Source organism: Desulfovibrio sp. JC022, from assembly GCF_010470665.1.
GTDB lineage: Bacteria > Desulfobacterota > Desulfovibrionia > Desulfovibrionales > Desulfovibrionaceae > Maridesulfovibrio.
The window spans coordinates 260498-277911 of sequence record NZ_VOPZ01000006.1; the positions used below are offsets into that span (position 1 = coordinate 260498).

The following is a 17414-nucleotide window of genomic DNA, read 5'->3' on the forward strand; positions in this document are numbered from 1 at the left end:
AAACGTCATCTTAAACTAAATATTTCAACATCAAACCGAACAAATCAGCCCATTCGACAAGTTATCCAGCTGCGGCAGAAACGGCGCAGTACTGATTTCATAATCTTCAAAATCCACATAAGACGGCTCTGAGTCAGGAGTCACGCTGAGTTCCATACCCTGATCATCAAAGACCACACGCATGGGCACCATTTCGCGCTCACTTTCAGAGCATAAAGATTCACGGCATTCAGGCACAAAAAGGAACTCCGCCCCGGAATAGTGGCGGGCGGTGACCATGCTTAAAGTGGTACACAGAGAAGCAACCTGCCCTTGATTATCAAAAACCAGTGAATTCAAATCCCCATTGATGCCTACTGCATCGGAATCAAAAGCAGTGATTTTGCCGATGCGGGTTTGCAGCGGTGCCGGCTCGACAGGCTCAAGAGAACGGATGCGCCCTCCCGGACTGAAGCTGATGCCCACACGGGTTCTGATGACACCAACCGGAGTCTGCACGGCAATATTTTCGTCCGGCCAAAGGGTCATGGAACGCAATCCACCATCCTCGTAAAAACAAAGACTGATGACTTTGGCTGTTAGCGGACCAGCCGGAGTGTCAATGGTCAATGGCTCGGCAAGCTTGCCTTCATCTTCCTGTGTCCAGTAGCCGGACAGCTTCCCGTTAAGCGGAAAAACCCGCTTCAGCTTACCGGACTTATAAAATGTAACCATCTCAGCTTCAATTATCCCCACCGGGGTAAAAACCGGGGTGCGCTCTTCCAACGGCAGGGATTTAACCGTGCCGTTGGCATAGGTCTGGACCGGCTGCAGGGTCTTGCGGCGCAAATCATCGGTGGTGTGCTGGGCAATCAATTCCCCGACCTCAGTCAGATAGAGACGTCTCAAGGTGTTCATGTGTAGACCTCCTCGTCATTTAGCTTGATAAATTCACTGCGGGTCAGAGGCCGTTCAAGGCGCAGGGAAAGCTGGCGCACGGCCTCGGTAAGCGTGGAAAGGGAGTCCGTGCCGCAATCAATACCGTATTCATCAAGGGCATTGCGCACCGCTGCCCGCCCGCTCTTGCCGCCCACGGCCATTTTACGGGCCGTACCCACTGAATCTGGATCGTAAGGCTCGAACAGTTCCGGGGATTTGCTCAGGGCATGGGTGTGCAGCCCTGATTCGCAGGCAAAAATATCGGTGCCGACTACAGCCTTGGTGCGCGGGATGGCAACCTTGGCTGCCGCGCCCACCAGCATGCAGGCTTCCTTAAGCACTGCGGTGGAGTAGCGGGTGTTACCCTCACGCAGAGCCAAACGGGCCACCAGTTCCTCGGTGACGGCAATGCCGGAACGCTCGCCGATGCCGATGACCGAACAGTCCGCGTAATCGGCCCCCGCCTCAAGGGCGGTGAATGAATTGGCCGTAGCCATGCCGAAATCATCGTGGCAGTGCACGGCAATATCAATATTCAGCTTCGCTCTGAATTCCTTGACCAGTTTTTCCATGGAAAGGGGAGTCAGTTGCCCCAGTGAATCCGCAAGGCGGACCCTCGAAGCCCCGCAGACCTCGGCATGCAGGGCCATGGAAAGGGCGAAATCTCCATCAGCACGGGAGATATCCTCAAGGCCCACGGAAATGTATTCAAAACCGCATTCTTTAGCCCTGCGCACTGCCGCAGCCAGCTTACGCAAAATATCCTGACGGTCCGAGTCTAAACGTTTCTCAATGTGCAGGTCCGAAACCGGAACCCCGATATTAATGCGGGGCAGCCCCAGCTCCGCCGCTGTTTCAATAGCCTTCTCCCGGCAGGGAGACCAGACACTTAATTCCGTATCTCCGCCGAGAGTGCGGGCATGGGCAGCAAAGACCGTAAGATCATCTTGGCCGACCCAGCCCAGCTCTATCTCATCCACGCCCATATCAATAAGTGAGGATACGATGCGCTTGCGGGTTTCCAGATTGAAATAAGCCCCGAACAACTGTGCGCCTTCACGCAGGGTGGTATCGATCAACATTATGTACTCCAGATGGATTAAATAGTTCAAAATCCATACAGCATAATCGGTGCCAAACAGCCCTGCCATCCTATCTACCTTAATTTATATAACATCCCCTACTTTTCCTTCTCCATACGCAACCTACGAAAATGTAGTTTCCTACAATTTTGTGCAGAGCATTCATAAGAATCTACATTTTTCGCATGTCTTAATTTTTCTTTATCCTAGGCACATTTCCAATCAAATACAGTTACTTACGATACAAAAACAAGTTTGGCACACGGATTGCCTTAGGAGAATCAGCAACACGAAAACAATCCAAACCACATGGAGGAAAAAAAAATGAGAAAAGTAGCAATCTACGGAAAAGGCGGAATCGGAAAATCCACCACCACCCAGAATACTGTAGCCGGACTGGCAACAATGGGCCGCAAAGTTATGGTCGTAGGCTGTGACCCTAAAGCGGACTCCACCCGCCTGCTGCTGGGCGGACTGGCCCAGAAATCAGTTCTCGATACCCTTCGTGAAGAAGGTGAGGACGTTGAACTTGAGGACATCCGCAAACCCGGTTTCGGTGAATCATGGTGTGTTGAATCCGGCGGCCCGGAACCCGGAGTCGGCTGTGCAGGTCGCGGTATCATCACATCCATCAACATGCTTGAGAACCTCGGCGCATACGAAGAGTCTGAAGGCCTTGATTACGCATTCTACGACGTACTCGGTGACGTTGTCTGCGGTGGATTCGCAATGCCCATCCGCGACGGCAAGGCCGAAGAAATCTACATCGTCTGTTCCGGTGAAATGATGGCCATGTATGCAGCCAACAACATCTGCAAAGGTATCATGAAATACGCGGAATCCGGCGGAGTACGCCTCGGCGGCCTGATCTGCAACTCCCGTAACGTTGATAACGAAAAAGAGATGATCGAAGAGCTGGCTAAAAAGCTGGGCACCCAGATGATCTACTTCGTCCCCCGCGACAATGACGTACAGCGCGCGGAAATCAACCGTAAAACCGTAATCGAATGGGACGACAGCGTACCGCAGGCCACCGCTTACATGGGCCTCGCCGATGCCATCGACAAAAACGAAATGTTCGTTGTCCCCACCCCGCTGGAAATCGAAGAACTGGAGCAGTTGCTCCTCGATTACGGACTCATGGAAGCATAATAGAAATTCCCCCACCTCCTCCACACAAAGCGGCGAAGCCTAATAAAAAAGTTTGGGATTCTTAAACCCTTTTCAAAGGGTTTAAGCCGCCGGAGGCAAAATCAATCCATTCTTAAAGCGCACAGCGCATCAAATAGCAGAGCAAGGAGAGAAATATCATGATCATGGTGAGAGCAATTGTAAGACCGGAAAAAGCGGACGACGTACTGGCCGCGCTCATGGACAACGGCTACCCCGCAGTAACCAAATATTCCGTTGCAGGCCGCGGTAAACAGCGCGGCATCAAAATCGGCGAAGTAACTTACGACGAAATCCCCAAAACCATGCTCATGAGCGTGGTCAAGGCTGAAGATAAAGACTTTGTAATCAACACCGTAATGGACGCGGCAAGATCCGGAGCAAAAGGCGCATTCGGTGACGGTAAGATTTTCGTAACCGAAGTTGAAGACGTCTACACCATCAGCTCCGGCATCAACGAAGCGGCTCCGGCAGAGGAGGCATAGCATGAAAGAGGTCATCGCAGTTGTGCGGATGAACATGATGAACCGCACCAAAGAGGCCCTCACCGAAGCGGGCATAGATGCTTTCTTCGCCCACGAGGCACAGGGCCGCGGAAAAGGTTTTGTAAACGCTACTGTACTTGAGGGCGCGGAAGAAGGCTACGAAGAAGCCGCCGCAGTCCTCGGTGAAAAAGGCAAGCTCTACCCCAAACGTATTTTGACCGCTGTTGTTCCCGAAGAATCAGTAGGCGCAGTGGTGGAAGAGATCATCAAAGTCAACAAAACCGGAAAACCCGGTGACGGCAAGATATTCGTCTGCCCCGTAGGCGACTCTGTCAGGGTCAGAACCGGAGAAACAGGCGCGAAGTCCATCGCCTAACCACTCAGGAGAATTATTATGAGTAGCAAGACCAAAGTGGTGCAGTGGGACCCGGCGGACATCAAGGAAGAACTTCTGAAGAAGTATCCGCCGAAAGTTGCCCGCAAGCGCGCCAAACAGATTATGATCAACGAAGCGACTGAAAGCGAAGCACCGCCTGAAATCGTCGCCAACGTCAGAACCATTCCCGGTATCATCACCATGCGCGGCTGCACTTATGCAGGCTGTAAGGGCGTTATCATGGGCCCCACCCGCGACATCGTGAACATCACCCACGGCCCCATCGGCTGCGGATTTTATTCCTGGCTGACCCGCCGTAACCAGACCTCTGCAGGCCCTGACGGTGAAAACTACATGCCCTACTGCTTCTCAACCGACATGCAGGATCAGGACATTATCTTCGGCGGTGAAAAGAAACTCGAAGCTGCCATTCAGGAAGCATACGACCTCTTTCATCCCAAGGGCATCTGTATCTTCTCCACCTGTCCGGTGGGGTTGATCGGTGACGATGTTCACGCCGTTGCCAAAAAGATGAGAGAAAAATTCGGCGACTGCAACGTTTTTGCCTTCTCCTGTGAAGGTTACAAGGGTGTTTCCCAGTCCGCCGGTCACCATATCGCCAACAACGAAGTTTTCACTCATCTGGTGGGAACAAACGATGAACCGCGCAAAGAAGAATACAAAATCAACCTGCTCGGCGAATACAACATCGGCGGTGACGGTTTTGAGATCGACCGCGTACTCAAAAAATGCGGCATTACCAACATCGCCACCTTCTCCGGCAACTCCACATATGACCAGTTCGCATCCGCACAGCACGCGGACCTGAGCTGTGTAATGTGTCACCGCTCCATCAACTACGTGGCGGATATGCTGGAAACTAAATACGGCATCCCCTGGATCAAGGTGAACTTCATCGGCGCGGAAGCAACAGCCAAATCCCTGCGCAAAATCGGCGAATATTTCGGCGACAAAACACTCATTGAAAAGATTGAAGCTGTGATTGCTGAAGAGATGCCCGAAGTGGAAGCAATTGCCAAAGACGTACGCTCCCGCACTGAAGGCAAAACAGCCATGATGTTTGTGGGTGGCTCACGCGCTCACCACTATCAGGAACTGTTCAATGAAATGGGCATGAAGACCCTTTCCGCAGGTTACGAATTCGGACACCGCGATGACTACGAAGGACGCCGCGTAATCCCGGAAATCAAAGTTGATGCGGACTCCCGTAACATCGAAGAAATCGAAGTTGTAGCTGATGAAGTACACTACAAACCGCGCAAAACTCCTGAAGAGATCAAAACACTTGAGGACGCAGGTTACCAGTTCAAGCACTACGACGGACTGAACCCCGACATGGATAAAGGCACCATCGTTGTTGATGACCTGAACCAGTACGAAGCGGAAAAGCTGGTGGAAATAATGAAGCCCGACCTTTTCTGCGCGGGCATCAAGGAAAAGTATTCCATCCAGAAACTGGGCGTACCCATGAAACAGCTGCACAGCTACGATTCCGGCGGACCTTACGCAGGATTCAAGGGCGCGATCAACTTCTACAAAGAAATCGACCGCCTCGTAGGCAGCAAGGTCTGGAGCTACATGAAGGCCCCCTGGCAGGAAAACCCCGAGCTCACCGCAACATTCGTGTGGGAATAGCCAGAGTGCCACAAAACAGCAGGAGAAAAACATGTTACTCAGACACACACCCACAGAAATCAAAGAACGCAAGTCGCTGGTCGTCAACCCGGCTAAGACCTGTCAGCCCATCGGTGCCATGTACGCCGCGCTGGGAATCAAAGGCTGTCTGCCTCATTCCCACGGTTCACAGGGCTGCTGTGCTTACCACAGGTCCATGCTGACCAGACACTATAAAGAACCCGTATCCGCAGCGACCAGCTCCTTTACCGAAGGCGCATCGGTTTTCGGCGGACAGGCCAACCTCATTCAGGCCATTAACAACATCTTCACGGTTTACGAACCGGAAGTGATCGCGGTGCACACCACCTGCCTTTCCGAGACCATCGGTGATGACCTTAAACAGATCGTTACCAAGGCCACCAAGGACGGCAAGATCCCTGAAGGTAAAACCGTATTCGGCGCACCGACTCCCAGTTACGTGGGATCGCATGTCACCGGTTTCTCCAACATGGTTAAAGCCATGGCCCAGTTGGCCGAGCCTTCTTCAGAGAAGAACGGCAAAGTAAACATCATCCCCGGCTGGGTGGAACCCTGCGACATGGAAGAGATCAAGCGTCTCTGCACCATGATCGGCGTGGACACCACCATGTTCCCGGATACCTCCGGCGTGCTCAACGGTCCCCTTAGCGGTGAATACAAGATGTTCCCCGACGGCGGCGTGACCATCAAAGAGCTCAAAGAAGCAGGACAGGCTACCGGAACCATCGCCCTTGGTGAATGGTGCAGCGCAGACGCGGCCCGCTGGCTGGATTCCAAGCACAAGGTTCCCTGTACCGTGCTGGATATGCCCTTCGGGCTCAAAGCCACCGACCGTTTCATCGACGTGCTGCGCACCGTGGCCGGAGTTTCCATCCCCGACACCATCTCCTACGAGCGTGGACAGCTGGTGGACCTCATCTCCGACATGCACCAGTACTTCTACGGCAAAAAAGTCGCCATCTTCGGTGATCCCGACCAGCTCATTTCCATGGTGGAATTCCTCCGTTCCATCGATATGTGCCCGGTCTACGTCGTTACCGGTACTCCCGGCAAGAAATTCGAAAAACGGATCAAGGAACTCACCTCGGACATGCCCTACGAATGTAAGGTCAAAGCCAAAGGCGACATGTTCCTCATGCACCAGTGGATCAAGAACGAGCCTGTGGATCTGCTCATGGGTAACTCCTACGGCAAATATATTGCCCGTGACGAAGACATCCCGTTCCTGCGCTGGGGATTCCCCATCACTGACCGTCAGGGACACCAGTACTTCCCCACCGTGGGCTACAAAGGCGGCCTGAGACTGCTGGAAAAGATTCTCGGACTGCTGCTGGATCGCAAAGACCGCGATTCCCCCGAAGAAACATTCGAACTTGTACTTTAATACCTAAGAGGCCTCCGGCGGCCCTGCCGGGGGCCTCAAACCCTTTTTGAAAAAAGGGTTTAAGGATCCCAAAAACTTTTATTAGGGCTTCGCCGCTTTTAAGGAGAAACCGATGACTACCACCTCACATCCCTGTTTCGGACCCTCAGCCCGCGCTTCTGTAGCCCGCGTTCACCTTCCGGTTGCTCCCAGAACTTTTTGCCGCACCAACTTTGCTCCCATGACCAAGCAGCCGGCAGCCATCATGCCCGAAGATGCATTGAGCATGCTTGATGGGCTGATTGAGTCCGGCAAAAAAATCAAAGTTGTGGGCATTACCGGCCCCGGCGATCCGCTGGCAAATTTCGAAGCAACTTACAAGACCCTGAAGCTGGTCCACGATAAATACCCGCGCATGTCCCTCTGCCTGACAACTCTGGGCATAAACGGTGCGGAATATGCCGCAAAACTGGCAGAACTCAAGATTTCCCACATTACTGTTCTGGTGGACGCGGCGGATTCAGCTACCGCCGAAAAAATCTATGCCTGGATTCGCCCGTCAACCAAGAACATCCCCCTGCCCGAAGCCGCCAAGCTGCTTATGAATGAACAGGCCGCAGCCATCAAGGCATTCAAGGAAGCAGGGCTGACCGTGAAGGTCAACACAACAATTTACAACGAAAACATAGACCAGATCGAAAACATCGCCATAGCCGTAAAGATGCTTAACGCGGACATCATGGGACTGACCCCCTTTATTCCAAATGAAGACAGCGAATTTTCAGCAGTGAGTGACGAGCAGATTGCGGAAGCCAGAACACTCGCCGCAAAACATATTGAACTCATGGAGCCGTGGCTCAGATGCGGATCATCCATCGAACTGGAGAAGCCGGTATCAAGTAACCTGCCCAAACCGAGTAAAAGCCGCCCTAATGTAGCGGTGGCAAGCTCCAGCGGTATGGATATCGACCTGCATCTGGGCCACGCCCATAAACTCATGATTTTCGGCCCCCGCGAAGATGGTCTGGCCTGCCTGCTGGAGACAAGAGAGGCCCCGGAACCGGGCGGCGGAAAATCCCGCTGGGAAAAACTGGCTGAAATGCTGAACGACTGCTTCGTATTACTCTGCTCCGCAGCCGGGGAGACCCCGAAAAAAGTGCTTGCCGCCAAAGGTATCAGGACAATCCAGACCGACGAAAACGTAGAAGGCACAGTGGACGTGCTCTACGGCGGCGGGAAAAAAGGCAAATGCAAGAAGTAATTAACAAGTCTTAACGCGAAGCGGCGAAGCCCTAATAAAAAGTTTTGGGATCCTTAAACCCTTTTCCCAAAAGGGTTTGAGGCCCCCGGCAGGGCCGCCGGAGGCATAATCAAATACGAGGAGATAAAAATTATGGCTACCCCTGAAAGAATGATCATCTGTTGTCAGAGTTTCCGCGCTACGGGCGAACCCAAGGGTATCTGTCACAAGCAGACTGACGGTTTCCTGCAATACATCGAAGAAGAAACCATCGACCGTGGTCTGGACGCACTGGTGGTAGCCACCAGCTGTCTGAAGCAGTGTGATAACGGTCCCATCCTCGTGATCCAGCCGGAAAACTGGTGGTTCAAGGGTGTGGACTCAGAAGAAAAGATCGATGAAATCCTCGACGGCCTTGAAGACGGCGAGCCCTGTGCAGATTACCTGCTCGATTAATTAAACAAACGCAAAATCAACATTTCAAAGTTCACGCTTCTGGATTTTGGAAAACCATATGAGGGAGCATATGCCGACCACAGTTCATATACGTAACGCCAACTCTGCTGATCTGGTTCCCATGACCGATCTGCTGAAATCTCTGTTCTCCGTCGAGAAAGACTTTTCAGTGGATGGGAGCAGACAGCTGAATGGCCTCAAAATGCTGCTAGGCAATCCCCGGGCACGCATTCTGGTGGCGGAAGAACATGGTGAAGTGGTCGGCATGTGCACCGGTCAGATTGTAATCTCAACAGCTGAAGGCGGTCCGTCCATCCTCGTGGAAGACGTGGTTGTCCGCAGCGACAGGCAGGGGGCGGGAATCGGCTCACAACTCATGGAAGCCATTCTCGGATTCGCAGAAGAACAAAGAGCAACACGGCTGCAATTACTTGCAGACTGCGACAATACCCCGGCCCTGAAATTCTACCAAAAGATCGGCTGGAGCAACACAAGCCTGATCTGCCTTCGCAAGACGAACGCATAGCAACGGAGCAAAACAATGAATGAATACACAATTTTAGAAGAACGCAAAGACCAGATCCACCGTACGGGCGAGGGAGCACTGGACATGGCCTGCAACCGGGAATCGCTTGCCGGTGCAGTAAGCCAGAGAGCCTGTGTTTTCTGCGGTTCGCGGGTGGTGCTATACCCCATCGCAGACGCCCTGCATCTGGTTCACGGTCCCATCGGCTGTGCGGTCTACACTTGGGACATCCGCGGCGCGCTCTCCAGCGGCCCGGAACTGCACCGCCTCTCCTTTTCCACCGACCTGCAGGAAACAGACGTTATCTTCGGCGGTGAAAAGAAGCTTGAAGCAGCCCTTGATGAACTCATCGACCGTCACAGCCCCAAGGCTGCATTCGTCTACTCCACCTGCATTGTCGGCATCATCGGTGATGACCTTGAAGCGGTATGTAGAAAGATGAGCGAGAAGAAAGGAATTCCCGTACTTCCGGTCATGTCCGAAGGTTTCAAGGGCAGCAAGCGCGAAGGCTATCTCGCGGCCTGCAAAGCCATGTTCAAGCTGGTGGGCAACGAGGATGTATCCGATGTTTCCCCCCTTTCGGTAAACATCCTGGGCGACTTCAACCTTGCCGGGGAAATCTGGATCATCCGCGAATATTTCAAAAAGATGTGGGTGGAGGTCGTCGCCAACATCACCGGCGACGGACGTGTGAAGGATATAGGACGCAGCCACGGCGCGGCCCTTAATCTTGTACAGTGTTCCGGGGCGACATTGGACTTGGCAAAAATGATGAAGGAGAAATACGGCAAGCCATACATGCGCGTCTCCTACCTCGGCATCGAAGACATGGCCGATTCCCTCTATCAGGTTGCTGATTTCTTTAAGGATGTCGACCCGGACATTGTCAAACGCACGGAAAATCTCGTGCGCGACGAACTCTCCAAGCTCATGCCCGAACTGGCCCGCATGCGCAAAGATCTCGAAGGCAAGAAAGTCGCCATGTACGTGGGCGGTTCCTTTAAGGCTTTCTCCCTGCTCAAGGCTTTCCGCCATCTGGGTATGAAAGTGGTCATGGTCGGTTCCCAGACCGGAACCAAGGAAGATTACGCTGAACTGGAACGTATCTCCGATCCCGGCACCATCCTCGTGGATGACGCCAACCCGCTGGAACTTTCTGCATTCATCAAGGAAAAGGACGTGGACATCTTTGTCGGCGGCGTAAAAGAACGCCCCATCGCCTTCAAGATGGGAGTGGGGTTCTGCGATCACAACCACGAGCGCAAGGAAGCCCTCGAAGGTTTCGAAGGCATGCTCAATTTCGCCCGCGAAATTCACGCCTCAGCAATGAGCCCGGTCTGGAACTTTGTACCTAGAAGATCGAAGAAAGCAGGAGAATAGCCATGACTACTAAGAGTAAAAATTTTACATCGACCACTAATGCCTGCAAACTTTGTACGCCGTTAGGTGCATCTCTGGCCTTTCGCGGCGTTGAAGGCTCCATACCTTTCCTGCACGGCTCGCAGGGCTGCGCTACTTACATGCGCCGTTACGTGATCAGCCATTTTCGTGAGCCTGTGGATATTGCTTCTTCAGCTCTGGGTGAAAAGCACGCTGTATACGGCGGCGGCCCGAACCTGAAAAAGGGCATCCTCAATGTTATGAAAAAATACGAGCCGAAAATCGTGGGCGTGGCGACCACCTGCCTCACCGAAACAATCGGCGATGATGTTCCCATGTATCTCAATGAATTCAATAAAGAATTCGGCGACCTCGACCTGCCGGATATCGTGCAGGTTTCCACACCTAGCTACAACGGCACCCACATGGACGGTTGGCACGGCGCAGTGCGTTCCATGGTCGAACAGCTCTGCACTGAAAAAGCGGAAGACGACGGACACGTAAACATCCTGCCCAACATGGTTTCCTGTGAAGATGTGCGTCACCTCTTCGATATTTGTGAAGATTTCGGCCTGAAGGCGACCATCCTGCCCGATATTTCCGAAACCCTCGATGGCCCGGCACTGGAGGATTACGTGAAAATCCCCGTCGGCGGTACTCCGGTTGAGGACATTAAAAAGATGTCCGGCGCGGCAGCAACCATCGAACTGGGCCGCTGTGTTCCCGCCAAGAGCGGCGGAACCAGCCTTGCAGAGCGGTTCGGTGTAGCCAACCACCGCATCGGCCTGCCCATGGGCCTGCGTGAATCCGATATTTTCTTCGAAACTCTCGAAGCTGTTTCCGGCAAAAAGATGCCCGCCCGTTACGAACGCGAACGGGGCCGGCTCATCGATGCTTACGTGGACGGACACAAATACATTTTCGGCAAGCGGGCCGTTGTTTACGGCGAGGAAGACCTCGTTACCGGACTGTGCGCTTTTCTGGCCGAGATCGGCGTGGACGTGGTCCTTGCCGGGTCCGGAGCAAAAAAAAAAGGCATGGCTGAAGCCATCTCCGCAGTAACCGAGGGCGTAGGCCGGACCACCCCGGAAATCCACGAAGGAGTTGATTTCCACGACATCGCCGAACGGGCCGGGGAACTGAAACCGGACCTGCTCATCGGTCATTCCAAGGGCTACCGCTACGCCAAGGTATGGGGAATCCCGCTCATCCGGCTCGGTTTTCCTGTACATGACCGCTTCGGCGGGCAGCGCATCCCGACGCTGGGCTATCGCGGAACGCAGCACCTTTTCGACCGCATAGTCAACGCAATGCTCGAAAAGAAACAGGCCGATAACCCTGTCGGCTATGGCTATATGTAAGAAATAAAGGACTATTTAATAACACCAGCGGCGAAGCCCTAATAAAAAGTTTTGGGATTCTTAAACCCTTTTCCCAAAAGGGTTTAAGGCTCCCGGCAGGGCCGCCGGAGGCATAACAGGGAGATATATCATGAAAAAAGATACCACCAAACATCCGTGTTTTAACAAAGAAACCGCAGGTTCCTGTGGACGTGTACATCTCCCGGTAGCCCCCAAGTGCAACATTCAGTGTAACTACTGCAATCGTAAATACGACTGCGTGAACGAATCGCGCCCCGGCGTGACCAGCGGTGTGCTCAAACCTTTTCAGGCTGCGGAATATATGGACGCAGTGCTGAAAAAAGAACCGCGTATCACCGTGGCGGGTATCGCAGGACCGGGCGACCCTTTTGCCAATCCGGAAGAGACTCTGGAAACCATGCGGCTGCTCAATAAAAAGCATCCCCATTTGATCTTCTGCCTGTCATCCAACGGCATGGGCATCCTGCCTTATCTGGATGACCTGAAGGCACTGGGCGTATCCCATGTGACTATCACCATCAACGCGGTTGACCCGAAAATCGGGGCTAAAATTTATTCCTGGGTCAAGGCCGGCAAGGTTGTGTACCGTGGCGAAAAAGGCGCGAAGGTCCTGCTGGAACGCCAGCTTGCAGCCATTAAAGGGCTGAAAGAACGTGGCATTACCGTGAAGGTTAACTCCATTGTCATTCCCGGAATCAACGACCAGCACATTGCGGAAGTGGCCCGCGTGGCAGCGGAACTTGGCACGGACATTCAGAACATGATCCCGCTCAAGCCCACTGCGGATACCCTTTTTGCTGATTTTGAAGAGCCGGACCATAAAATGATTAACTCTCTGCGCAAGGAAGCGGGGGGAACCATTGAACAGATGACCCACTGCCGCCGCTGCCGCGCAGATGCTGTGGGACTGCTGGGTGATGATAAATCCGTGGCTTTTTGTGGCACCTTAAAATCCTGTTCCGAGCTGAAACCCATTGATGTGAAAGGACCACGCCCATACGTGGCGGTTGCTTCCCGCGAAGGCATGCTGGTCAATCAGCATCTCGGTGAAGCCCGTGAATTCCACATCTGGGCCAAGGACGGCGATGGCGACTTCAAACTGGTGGAGAAACGGCCCGCTCCCAAGGCCGGATGCGGTCCGCAGCGTTGGACCGAGCTTGCGACAACCCTCAGTGACTGTCGCGCGGTGCTTGCGGCGGCCATCGGGGAAACTCCGCAGGCAAAACTGGCTGAAAACGGCGTGGAACCGCACGTGATCGGCGGGTTCATCGAAGACGCACTGCGTACTATCTACAACGGCGGGGATATGGATATCCATAAAGGACGGCGCGGCTCTATTGCTGATGCCTGCTGCACCGGAACCGGCACCAAGTGCGGATAAAAATTCTGTCCATAAACAGCTATCTGCAATAAAATAAAATTTTATAGAAATGCTCCGTTTCTATAAATTACACTGTGAAGCCCCGGCAAAGTTGCTCTTGCCGGGGCTTCTCCCTTGATAGTCAGAACAAAGTTCAAATATCCTCTGCTCCACTATCTGGCAAAATTTTGTAAAACCGATTATGTTTGACAAAACCCAGATTGGAGCACTCAAATGAAAATGACCGCGAAAACCGTACTTCTATTCTTTATACTAACCCTTTTCAGTATCACCTCCGCCAGTGCCGATGAGGTAGCCAAAGGGGTCAACTGCCCTCCCGGATGGAGCGATAACCAAGTTGCCCGCGGAGATAACCGGGTAAAGCAATGCATATCCCCGTCACTTGATTCCAGTGTGGAACTTTATGTCACTCCCGGTAAAAAGATTCCGTTGGAGAAACTGCTTGATAATTGGATTACCGCCCTTAAACAGCAGGGCTTTCCATTGCAGAATAAGATTTCCGAAACCAAAGGACATGTCTCCGGTGCCCCTGCAATTTTCCGTGAATATGAAGGAAAAGCAGACGGCAGGACATTTGAATCACTGCTGGCAGCCAGTAGCCATAATGGAGTGAATTACATCTTTCAGGGCCGTTATCCCGATGATGACCGCGAAGCCGAACAGCTGGTCAGGCACTCTCTGACCACATGGAATTTCCCCGAAGACACAGCCAAGGAAGACACCCCGTATGATTCCCCGAAACAAGCCGGAACCAGCGGCAGCTTCAAAAATATAGGTGGTTGCTGGGCCTGGGGACTCTGGAAAGCACCCTCCGGTGCTTCAGTGGTCATCCTGCCCGACGGACGGGCCATTTTTGACGGGCAGATTCTCAGGCACTGGCGGCCTACAGATGAAGAGGGAACGATAGTCATGGAAATCCCCATCAAATGGGGCGGAGGCAGTGCCATCTGGACTCACCCGGAAGGACGTCATGACGTAATTATTCAGGTGGAATTTCCAGAAGCGCGGCAGATTCTACTGCGCGATTCATGGGAATACAGCTACAAAGGCAAGGCTTTCAAAGCCTGCCATCACTAGGAAAAAAGAGGCTTTCCACCCGACGTGGAAAGCCTCTTTTTTTTAACCGCAATCTCGATGATCGCGGACTAGCCAGTCAGGAAATTTTTAACCTTTCTTCATACGCCTAAGCCGCGCCCGCCCTTCGGCGATCATGGATTCAAGACCGTAACGCTTAACCCGGTAGCCCATCTGACGAGCAGAAAGGCCAAGAGTTTCTGCGGCCTTGTACTGAATCCAGCCGCTACGTTCCAGAGCGGCGACAACTTCATTACGCTCCACTTCCTTGAGCGAGGTGCAATGAGGAAGAGCATCGTTTGAAGCAGGAACGCTGACTTCTCCATCAGAACTGTTGGAGACTCCACGCTGGCCCGGAGCAAGATAGGATTTAAGAAATTCAAGGGTAATATATTCGGAGTCGGACATGATAACCAGCCGCTCCAACAGATTCTGCATCTCACGAACATTGCCCGGCCAATCGTAAATCATAAGCGAATCAAGAGCCGCCGGGGTAAAAAACATTTTTCGACCATAATCCTCAGCCATTTTCTGGATGAAATAATTGAGCAGCCCGGTGATGTCCTCTTTGCGTTCCCGCAAGGGCGGCACGGTGATGGGAAAAATATTCAAGCGGTAATAGAGATCCAGCCGGAATTCATTGCGCTCCACCAACAACCCGAGGTCGCGGTTGGTGGCCGCAAGGATACGCACATCAATATTGCGAGTCTTGTTTGAACCGATCCTTTCCAGCTCTTTTTCCTGTAAGACCCGCAAAAGCTTGGCCTGTAGGCTCATGGGAAATTCCCCGATCTCATCAAGAAAAATTGTCCCGCCGTCAGCCTCTTCAAAACGGCCCGGACGAGTGGAAGCCGCACCGGTAAAAGATCCTTTTTCATGACCGAATAATTCGGACTCAAGAAGATTTTCCGGGATGGAAGCACAGTTAACCTTGATAAAAGGGTGCCTTGCGCGATCTGAAAGTTCGTGGATGATCTTGGCCATGAGCGTCTTGCCCACACCGGATTCACCGAGCAGCAACACTGTGGCCTTGGTGGGTGCCACTTTTTCAAGTTGCCGCTGGACCTCAACCATGGCTGAACTCTGCCCGACAATGTAGAGGCCCTTTGTTTTTTTGGAAATCTGGTACTTTAAAGAAGTATTCTCACGCTTGAGGGCAGCCTCACGTTCCATGATCTTCTCGTTGAGACTTATAAACTGACCGATGAGCGTAGCCACGATCTTCAGGAAATCAACATCCTCTTCCGCAGCGACATGATCACCGAAGATACGATCCACATTGAGAACACCGATGGGGTCGCTGTGAAGAATAATCGGCACACCGATGAATCCGGTTTTAGCGCGCTCAATCTTGCGGGCTCCGGTTTTATCAAGGAAAAGCGGCTCCTTACTGATATCCGGCACATAATAAGACTCCCCGGTCTGGAAAATACGCCCAGTGACCCCTTCATCAAGGCGGTAAACCCCGCGCTGTTTTTCCTCAAGGGACAAACCATACGAGGCATTGATTGAAAGCTGTTTTGTTTCCGGGTCGTAAAGGGTCACTGTCGCCCGCTTCATGCTCAGGTTCTCCGAAAGAATACTAAGCACACCGTCAAGTGCGGACTCCAGATCAAGAGCCTGCTCAATGGCCTGACAAATGGCCAGCAGCGCGGAAAGTTTCAATCCATGCAGTGAAGGATACATATATGCAGTTAAGCAAGGGAGATGCCATTACTGCAAACAGAGAAATACTTTTTAATTTCTGGACATTATGAGAAAATGAATTTTTGAAAATATTCACATTTATGTCAATTATCACAAACCAATGAACATTAATGGAAAACTGATCTTGGCCATTTGCAGCTTCAAAAACAAACTCTGCCACCGACCTATTTCTCGTCTAATTCATGCAGCAGAGCCTTATCTGGCCCATTATCAAAACTACCGAACTAGATACACTGATTTGCGAACAATTGGCGGCCTAATATTTTTCACAACCACAAAGCTATCGACTCCCCGCACCAAGCCTACTATGGTTAGCCATGCCTACAGACAAAACATTCCGTCAGGAAAAGGCCCTTTTCAGTATTGAAGGAGTGAACTCCATTTGGGAAAGTGTACTTGATAAAGCAGTGCAGACCTCCCTGCCCAAGGCTCACGAGATAGAAGCCAATGATCCAAACTACTTCTTTTTCTTACTCAAAGGTTCTGTCAAACTTTCCTGCCTCTCAGAGAGCGGACAGGAGCGGGTGGTCATGCGCATCGGTCCCGGCACCCTTTTCAATGAAGTTTCACACATTCACAGCTCTATTTTCCAAAGTCACAGCCTGCACACATTGGAAGAATGCGTGGTAGCCCGTTTTCCCAAATACATTCTGGAAAACGATGATTTCTTTCGCCAGCACCCGGAGCTGGCCTGTAATCTGATCCATTCACTGGGCATCAAGGCCGGGGCTTTTTTCGCCCAGCTTTTTGATTCCGGCCTGCTTGAGGTGAGTACGCGGGTCAGCCGTTCCCTGTACCAACTCTGGCAGGAAAACGGCGAATCCGAATCTTTTTCCCCCGGCCTGACTCAAAGCGAACTGGCCTCCACCCTTGGAGTTCACCGCAGCTCTTTGTGCCGGGTAATCAAGGCCCTGCGCCAAAAAGGGGTCATCGGTAAATTCACCAAAACCACATTGGAAATCCTCGATCCTGAAACACTTTCCCGTGAAGCGGGCGGGCTGCTTTTCCAAAATTTAAGCTTGTGAGATAAGCGACAACCAACGAACTAAACCTTTCATTTTCCCTTCTGACCCACTCAAAAAAATTCAACTCAATTTGTTTTTGTCTCATATGAGACAGAATTTTTCCTTTTCCTGCTCCATATGTGAAAAAAAGCGCGAGACAAAATCTACTGCCTCGCAAACATTTTTCAAGGAG

The 17414-nt window shown here is 52.2% G+C and carries 16 protein-coding genes; 13 read left to right on the plus strand and 3 right to left on the minus strand.

Features of this window, described 5'->3' with window-relative positions; genetic code table 11:
- Positions 1 to 30: 30 nt before the first annotated feature.
- Both FMS18_RS11720 and FMS18_RS11725 read right to left on the minus strand, forming a co-directional pair.
- Positions 31 to 897, minus strand: a complete 867-nt coding sequence (locus FMS18_RS11720; protein WP_163294717.1) for a hypothetical protein — start codon at positions 895 to 897, stop codon at positions 31 to 33.
- A complete protein-coding gene (locus FMS18_RS11725) occupies positions 894 to 2000 on the minus strand; it encodes a LeuA family protein (RefSeq protein WP_163294719.1) in 1107 nt (368 codons plus the stop codon). The genes FMS18_RS11720 and FMS18_RS11725 overlap by 4 nt, the downstream gene beginning before the upstream one ends.
- Positions 2001 to 2324: 324 nt before the next feature.
- On the opposite strand from FMS18_RS11725, the gene nifH reads away from it, so the two are divergent.
- The 12 genes from nifH to FMS18_RS11785 all read left to right on the plus strand — a co-directional run bounded on the left by nifH (position 2325) and on the right by FMS18_RS11785 (position 14513).
- Positions 2325 to 3152 (plus strand): nitrogenase iron protein, encoded by an 828-nt coding sequence (nifH, locus tag FMS18_RS11730; RefSeq protein WP_163294721.1) that lies wholly within the window; start codon positions 2325 to 2327, stop codon positions 3150 to 3152.
- 155 nt (positions 3153 to 3307) lie between these two features.
- Complete coding sequence (locus tag FMS18_RS11735) at positions 3308 to 3655, plus strand: P-II family nitrogen regulator (RefSeq protein WP_163294805.1); 348 nt, start codon at positions 3308 to 3310, stop codon at positions 3653 to 3655.
- A 1-nt stretch (position 3656) separates the two neighbouring features.
- Positions 3657 to 4031 (plus strand): P-II family nitrogen regulator, encoded by a 375-nt coding sequence (locus FMS18_RS11740; RefSeq protein ID WP_163294723.1) that lies wholly within the window; start codon positions 3657 to 3659, stop codon positions 4029 to 4031.
- An 18-nt stretch (positions 4032 to 4049) separates the two neighbouring features.
- On the plus strand, positions 4050 to 5687 hold the full coding sequence (gene nifD / locus FMS18_RS11745; protein ID WP_163294725.1) for a nitrogenase molybdenum-iron protein alpha chain: 1638 nt from the start codon (positions 4050 to 4052) through the stop codon (positions 5685 to 5687).
- A gap of 31 nt (positions 5688 to 5718) precedes the next feature.
- Positions 5719 to 7092: a nitrogenase molybdenum-iron protein subunit beta gene (nifK, locus tag FMS18_RS11750; RefSeq protein ID WP_163294727.1), complete on the plus strand. Its 1374-nt coding sequence runs from the start codon at positions 5719 to 5721 to the stop codon at positions 7090 to 7092.
- A 112-nt stretch (positions 7093 to 7204) separates the two neighbouring features.
- Complete coding sequence (locus FMS18_RS11755; RefSeq protein WP_163294729.1) at positions 7205 to 8332, plus strand: NifB/NifX family molybdenum-iron cluster-binding protein; 1128 nt, start codon at positions 7205 to 7207, stop codon at positions 8330 to 8332.
- 132 nt (positions 8333 to 8464) lie between these two features.
- Entirely contained in the window at positions 8465 to 8767 is a 303-nt protein-coding gene (locus FMS18_RS11760) for a ferredoxin (protein WP_163294731.1), read from the plus strand.
- Positions 8768 to 8837: 70 nt separating this feature from the next.
- Complete coding sequence (locus tag FMS18_RS11765; protein WP_163294733.1) at positions 8838 to 9293, plus strand: GNAT family N-acetyltransferase; 456 nt, start codon at positions 8838 to 8840, stop codon at positions 9291 to 9293.
- Between the two features lie 15 nt (positions 9294 to 9308).
- Entirely contained in the window at positions 9309 to 10673 is a 1365-nt protein-coding gene (nifE, locus tag FMS18_RS11770; protein ID WP_163294735.1) for a nitrogenase iron-molybdenum cofactor biosynthesis protein NifE, read from the plus strand.
- A gap of 2 nt (positions 10674 to 10675) precedes the next feature.
- Complete coding sequence (locus FMS18_RS11775) at positions 10676 to 12034, plus strand: nitrogenase component 1 (protein WP_163294737.1); 1359 nt, start codon at positions 10676 to 10678, stop codon at positions 12032 to 12034.
- Positions 12035 to 12164: 130 nt separating this feature from the next.
- A complete protein-coding gene (gene nifB, locus FMS18_RS11780) occupies positions 12165 to 13436 on the plus strand; it encodes a nitrogenase cofactor biosynthesis protein NifB (RefSeq protein WP_163294739.1) in 1272 nt (423 codons plus the stop codon).
- 213 nt (positions 13437 to 13649) lie between these two features.
- The gene (locus FMS18_RS11785) at positions 13650 to 14513 is read left to right on the plus strand and encodes a hypothetical protein (protein ID WP_163294741.1); all 864 of its coding nucleotides are present in this window, start codon (positions 13650 to 13652) and stop codon (positions 14511 to 14513) included.
- 87 nt (positions 14514 to 14600) lie between these two features.
- Here FMS18_RS11785 and nifA read toward each other — a convergent pair whose 3' ends face one another.
- Entirely contained in the window at positions 14601 to 16196 is a 1596-nt protein-coding gene (gene nifA / locus FMS18_RS11790; protein WP_163294743.1) for a nif-specific transcriptional activator NifA, read from the minus strand.
- Positions 16197 to 16534: 338 nt separating this feature from the next.
- Here nifA and FMS18_RS11795 point away from each other — a divergent pair, with 338 nt between their 5' ends.
- Positions 16535 to 17242, plus strand: a complete 708-nt coding sequence (locus FMS18_RS11795; RefSeq protein WP_163294745.1) for a Crp/Fnr family transcriptional regulator — start codon at positions 16535 to 16537, stop codon at positions 17240 to 17242.
- Positions 17243 to 17414 lie beyond the last annotated feature (172 nt).

What these genes read in the sequence shown, in the direction of transcription:
- FMS18_RS11760 (WP_163294731.1), top strand. Translation starts at nt 8,465, where the DNA reads ATGGCTACCCCTGAAAGAATGATCATCTGTTGTCAGAGTTTCCGCGCT.
- FMS18_RS11725 (WP_163294719.1), bottom strand. Translation starts at nt 2,000, where the DNA reads ATGTTGATCGATACCACCCTGCGTGAAGGCGCACAGTTGTTCGGGGCT.
- nifD (WP_163294725.1), top strand. Translation starts at nt 4,050, where the DNA reads ATGAGTAGCAAGACCAAAGTGGTGCAGTGGGACCCGGCGGACATCAAG.
- FMS18_RS11720 (WP_163294717.1), bottom strand. Translation starts at nt 897, where the DNA reads ATGAACACCTTGAGACGTCTCTATCTGACTGAGGTCGGGGAATTGATT.
- nifE (WP_163294735.1), top strand. Translation starts at nt 9,309, where the DNA reads ATGAATGAATACACAATTTTAGAAGAACGCAAAGACCAGATCCACCGT.
- nifH (WP_163294721.1), top strand. Translation starts at nt 2,325, where the DNA reads ATGAGAAAAGTAGCAATCTACGGAAAAGGCGGAATCGGAAAATCCACC.
- FMS18_RS11785 (WP_163294741.1), top strand. Translation starts at nt 13,650, where the DNA reads ATGAAAATGACCGCGAAAACCGTACTTCTATTCTTTATACTAACCCTT.
- FMS18_RS11775 (WP_163294737.1), top strand. Translation starts at nt 10,676, where the DNA reads ATGACTACTAAGAGTAAAAATTTTACATCGACCACTAATGCCTGCAAA.
- nifK (WP_163294727.1), top strand. Translation starts at nt 5,719, where the DNA reads ATGTTACTCAGACACACACCCACAGAAATCAAAGAACGCAAGTCGCTG.
- nifB (WP_163294739.1), top strand. Translation starts at nt 12,165, where the DNA reads ATGAAAAAAGATACCACCAAACATCCGTGTTTTAACAAAGAAACCGCA.
- FMS18_RS11755 (WP_163294729.1), top strand. Translation starts at nt 7,205, where the DNA reads ATGACTACCACCTCACATCCCTGTTTCGGACCCTCAGCCCGCGCTTCT.
- FMS18_RS11740 (WP_163294723.1), top strand. Translation starts at nt 3,657, where the DNA reads ATGAAAGAGGTCATCGCAGTTGTGCGGATGAACATGATGAACCGCACC.
- FMS18_RS11765 (WP_163294733.1), top strand. Translation starts at nt 8,838, where the DNA reads ATGCCGACCACAGTTCATATACGTAACGCCAACTCTGCTGATCTGGTT.
- FMS18_RS11795 (WP_163294745.1), top strand. Translation starts at nt 16,535, where the DNA reads ATGCCTACAGACAAAACATTCCGTCAGGAAAAGGCCCTTTTCAGTATT.
- nifA (WP_163294743.1), bottom strand. Translation starts at nt 16,196, where the DNA reads ATGTATCCTTCACTGCATGGATTGAAACTTTCCGCGCTGCTGGCCATT.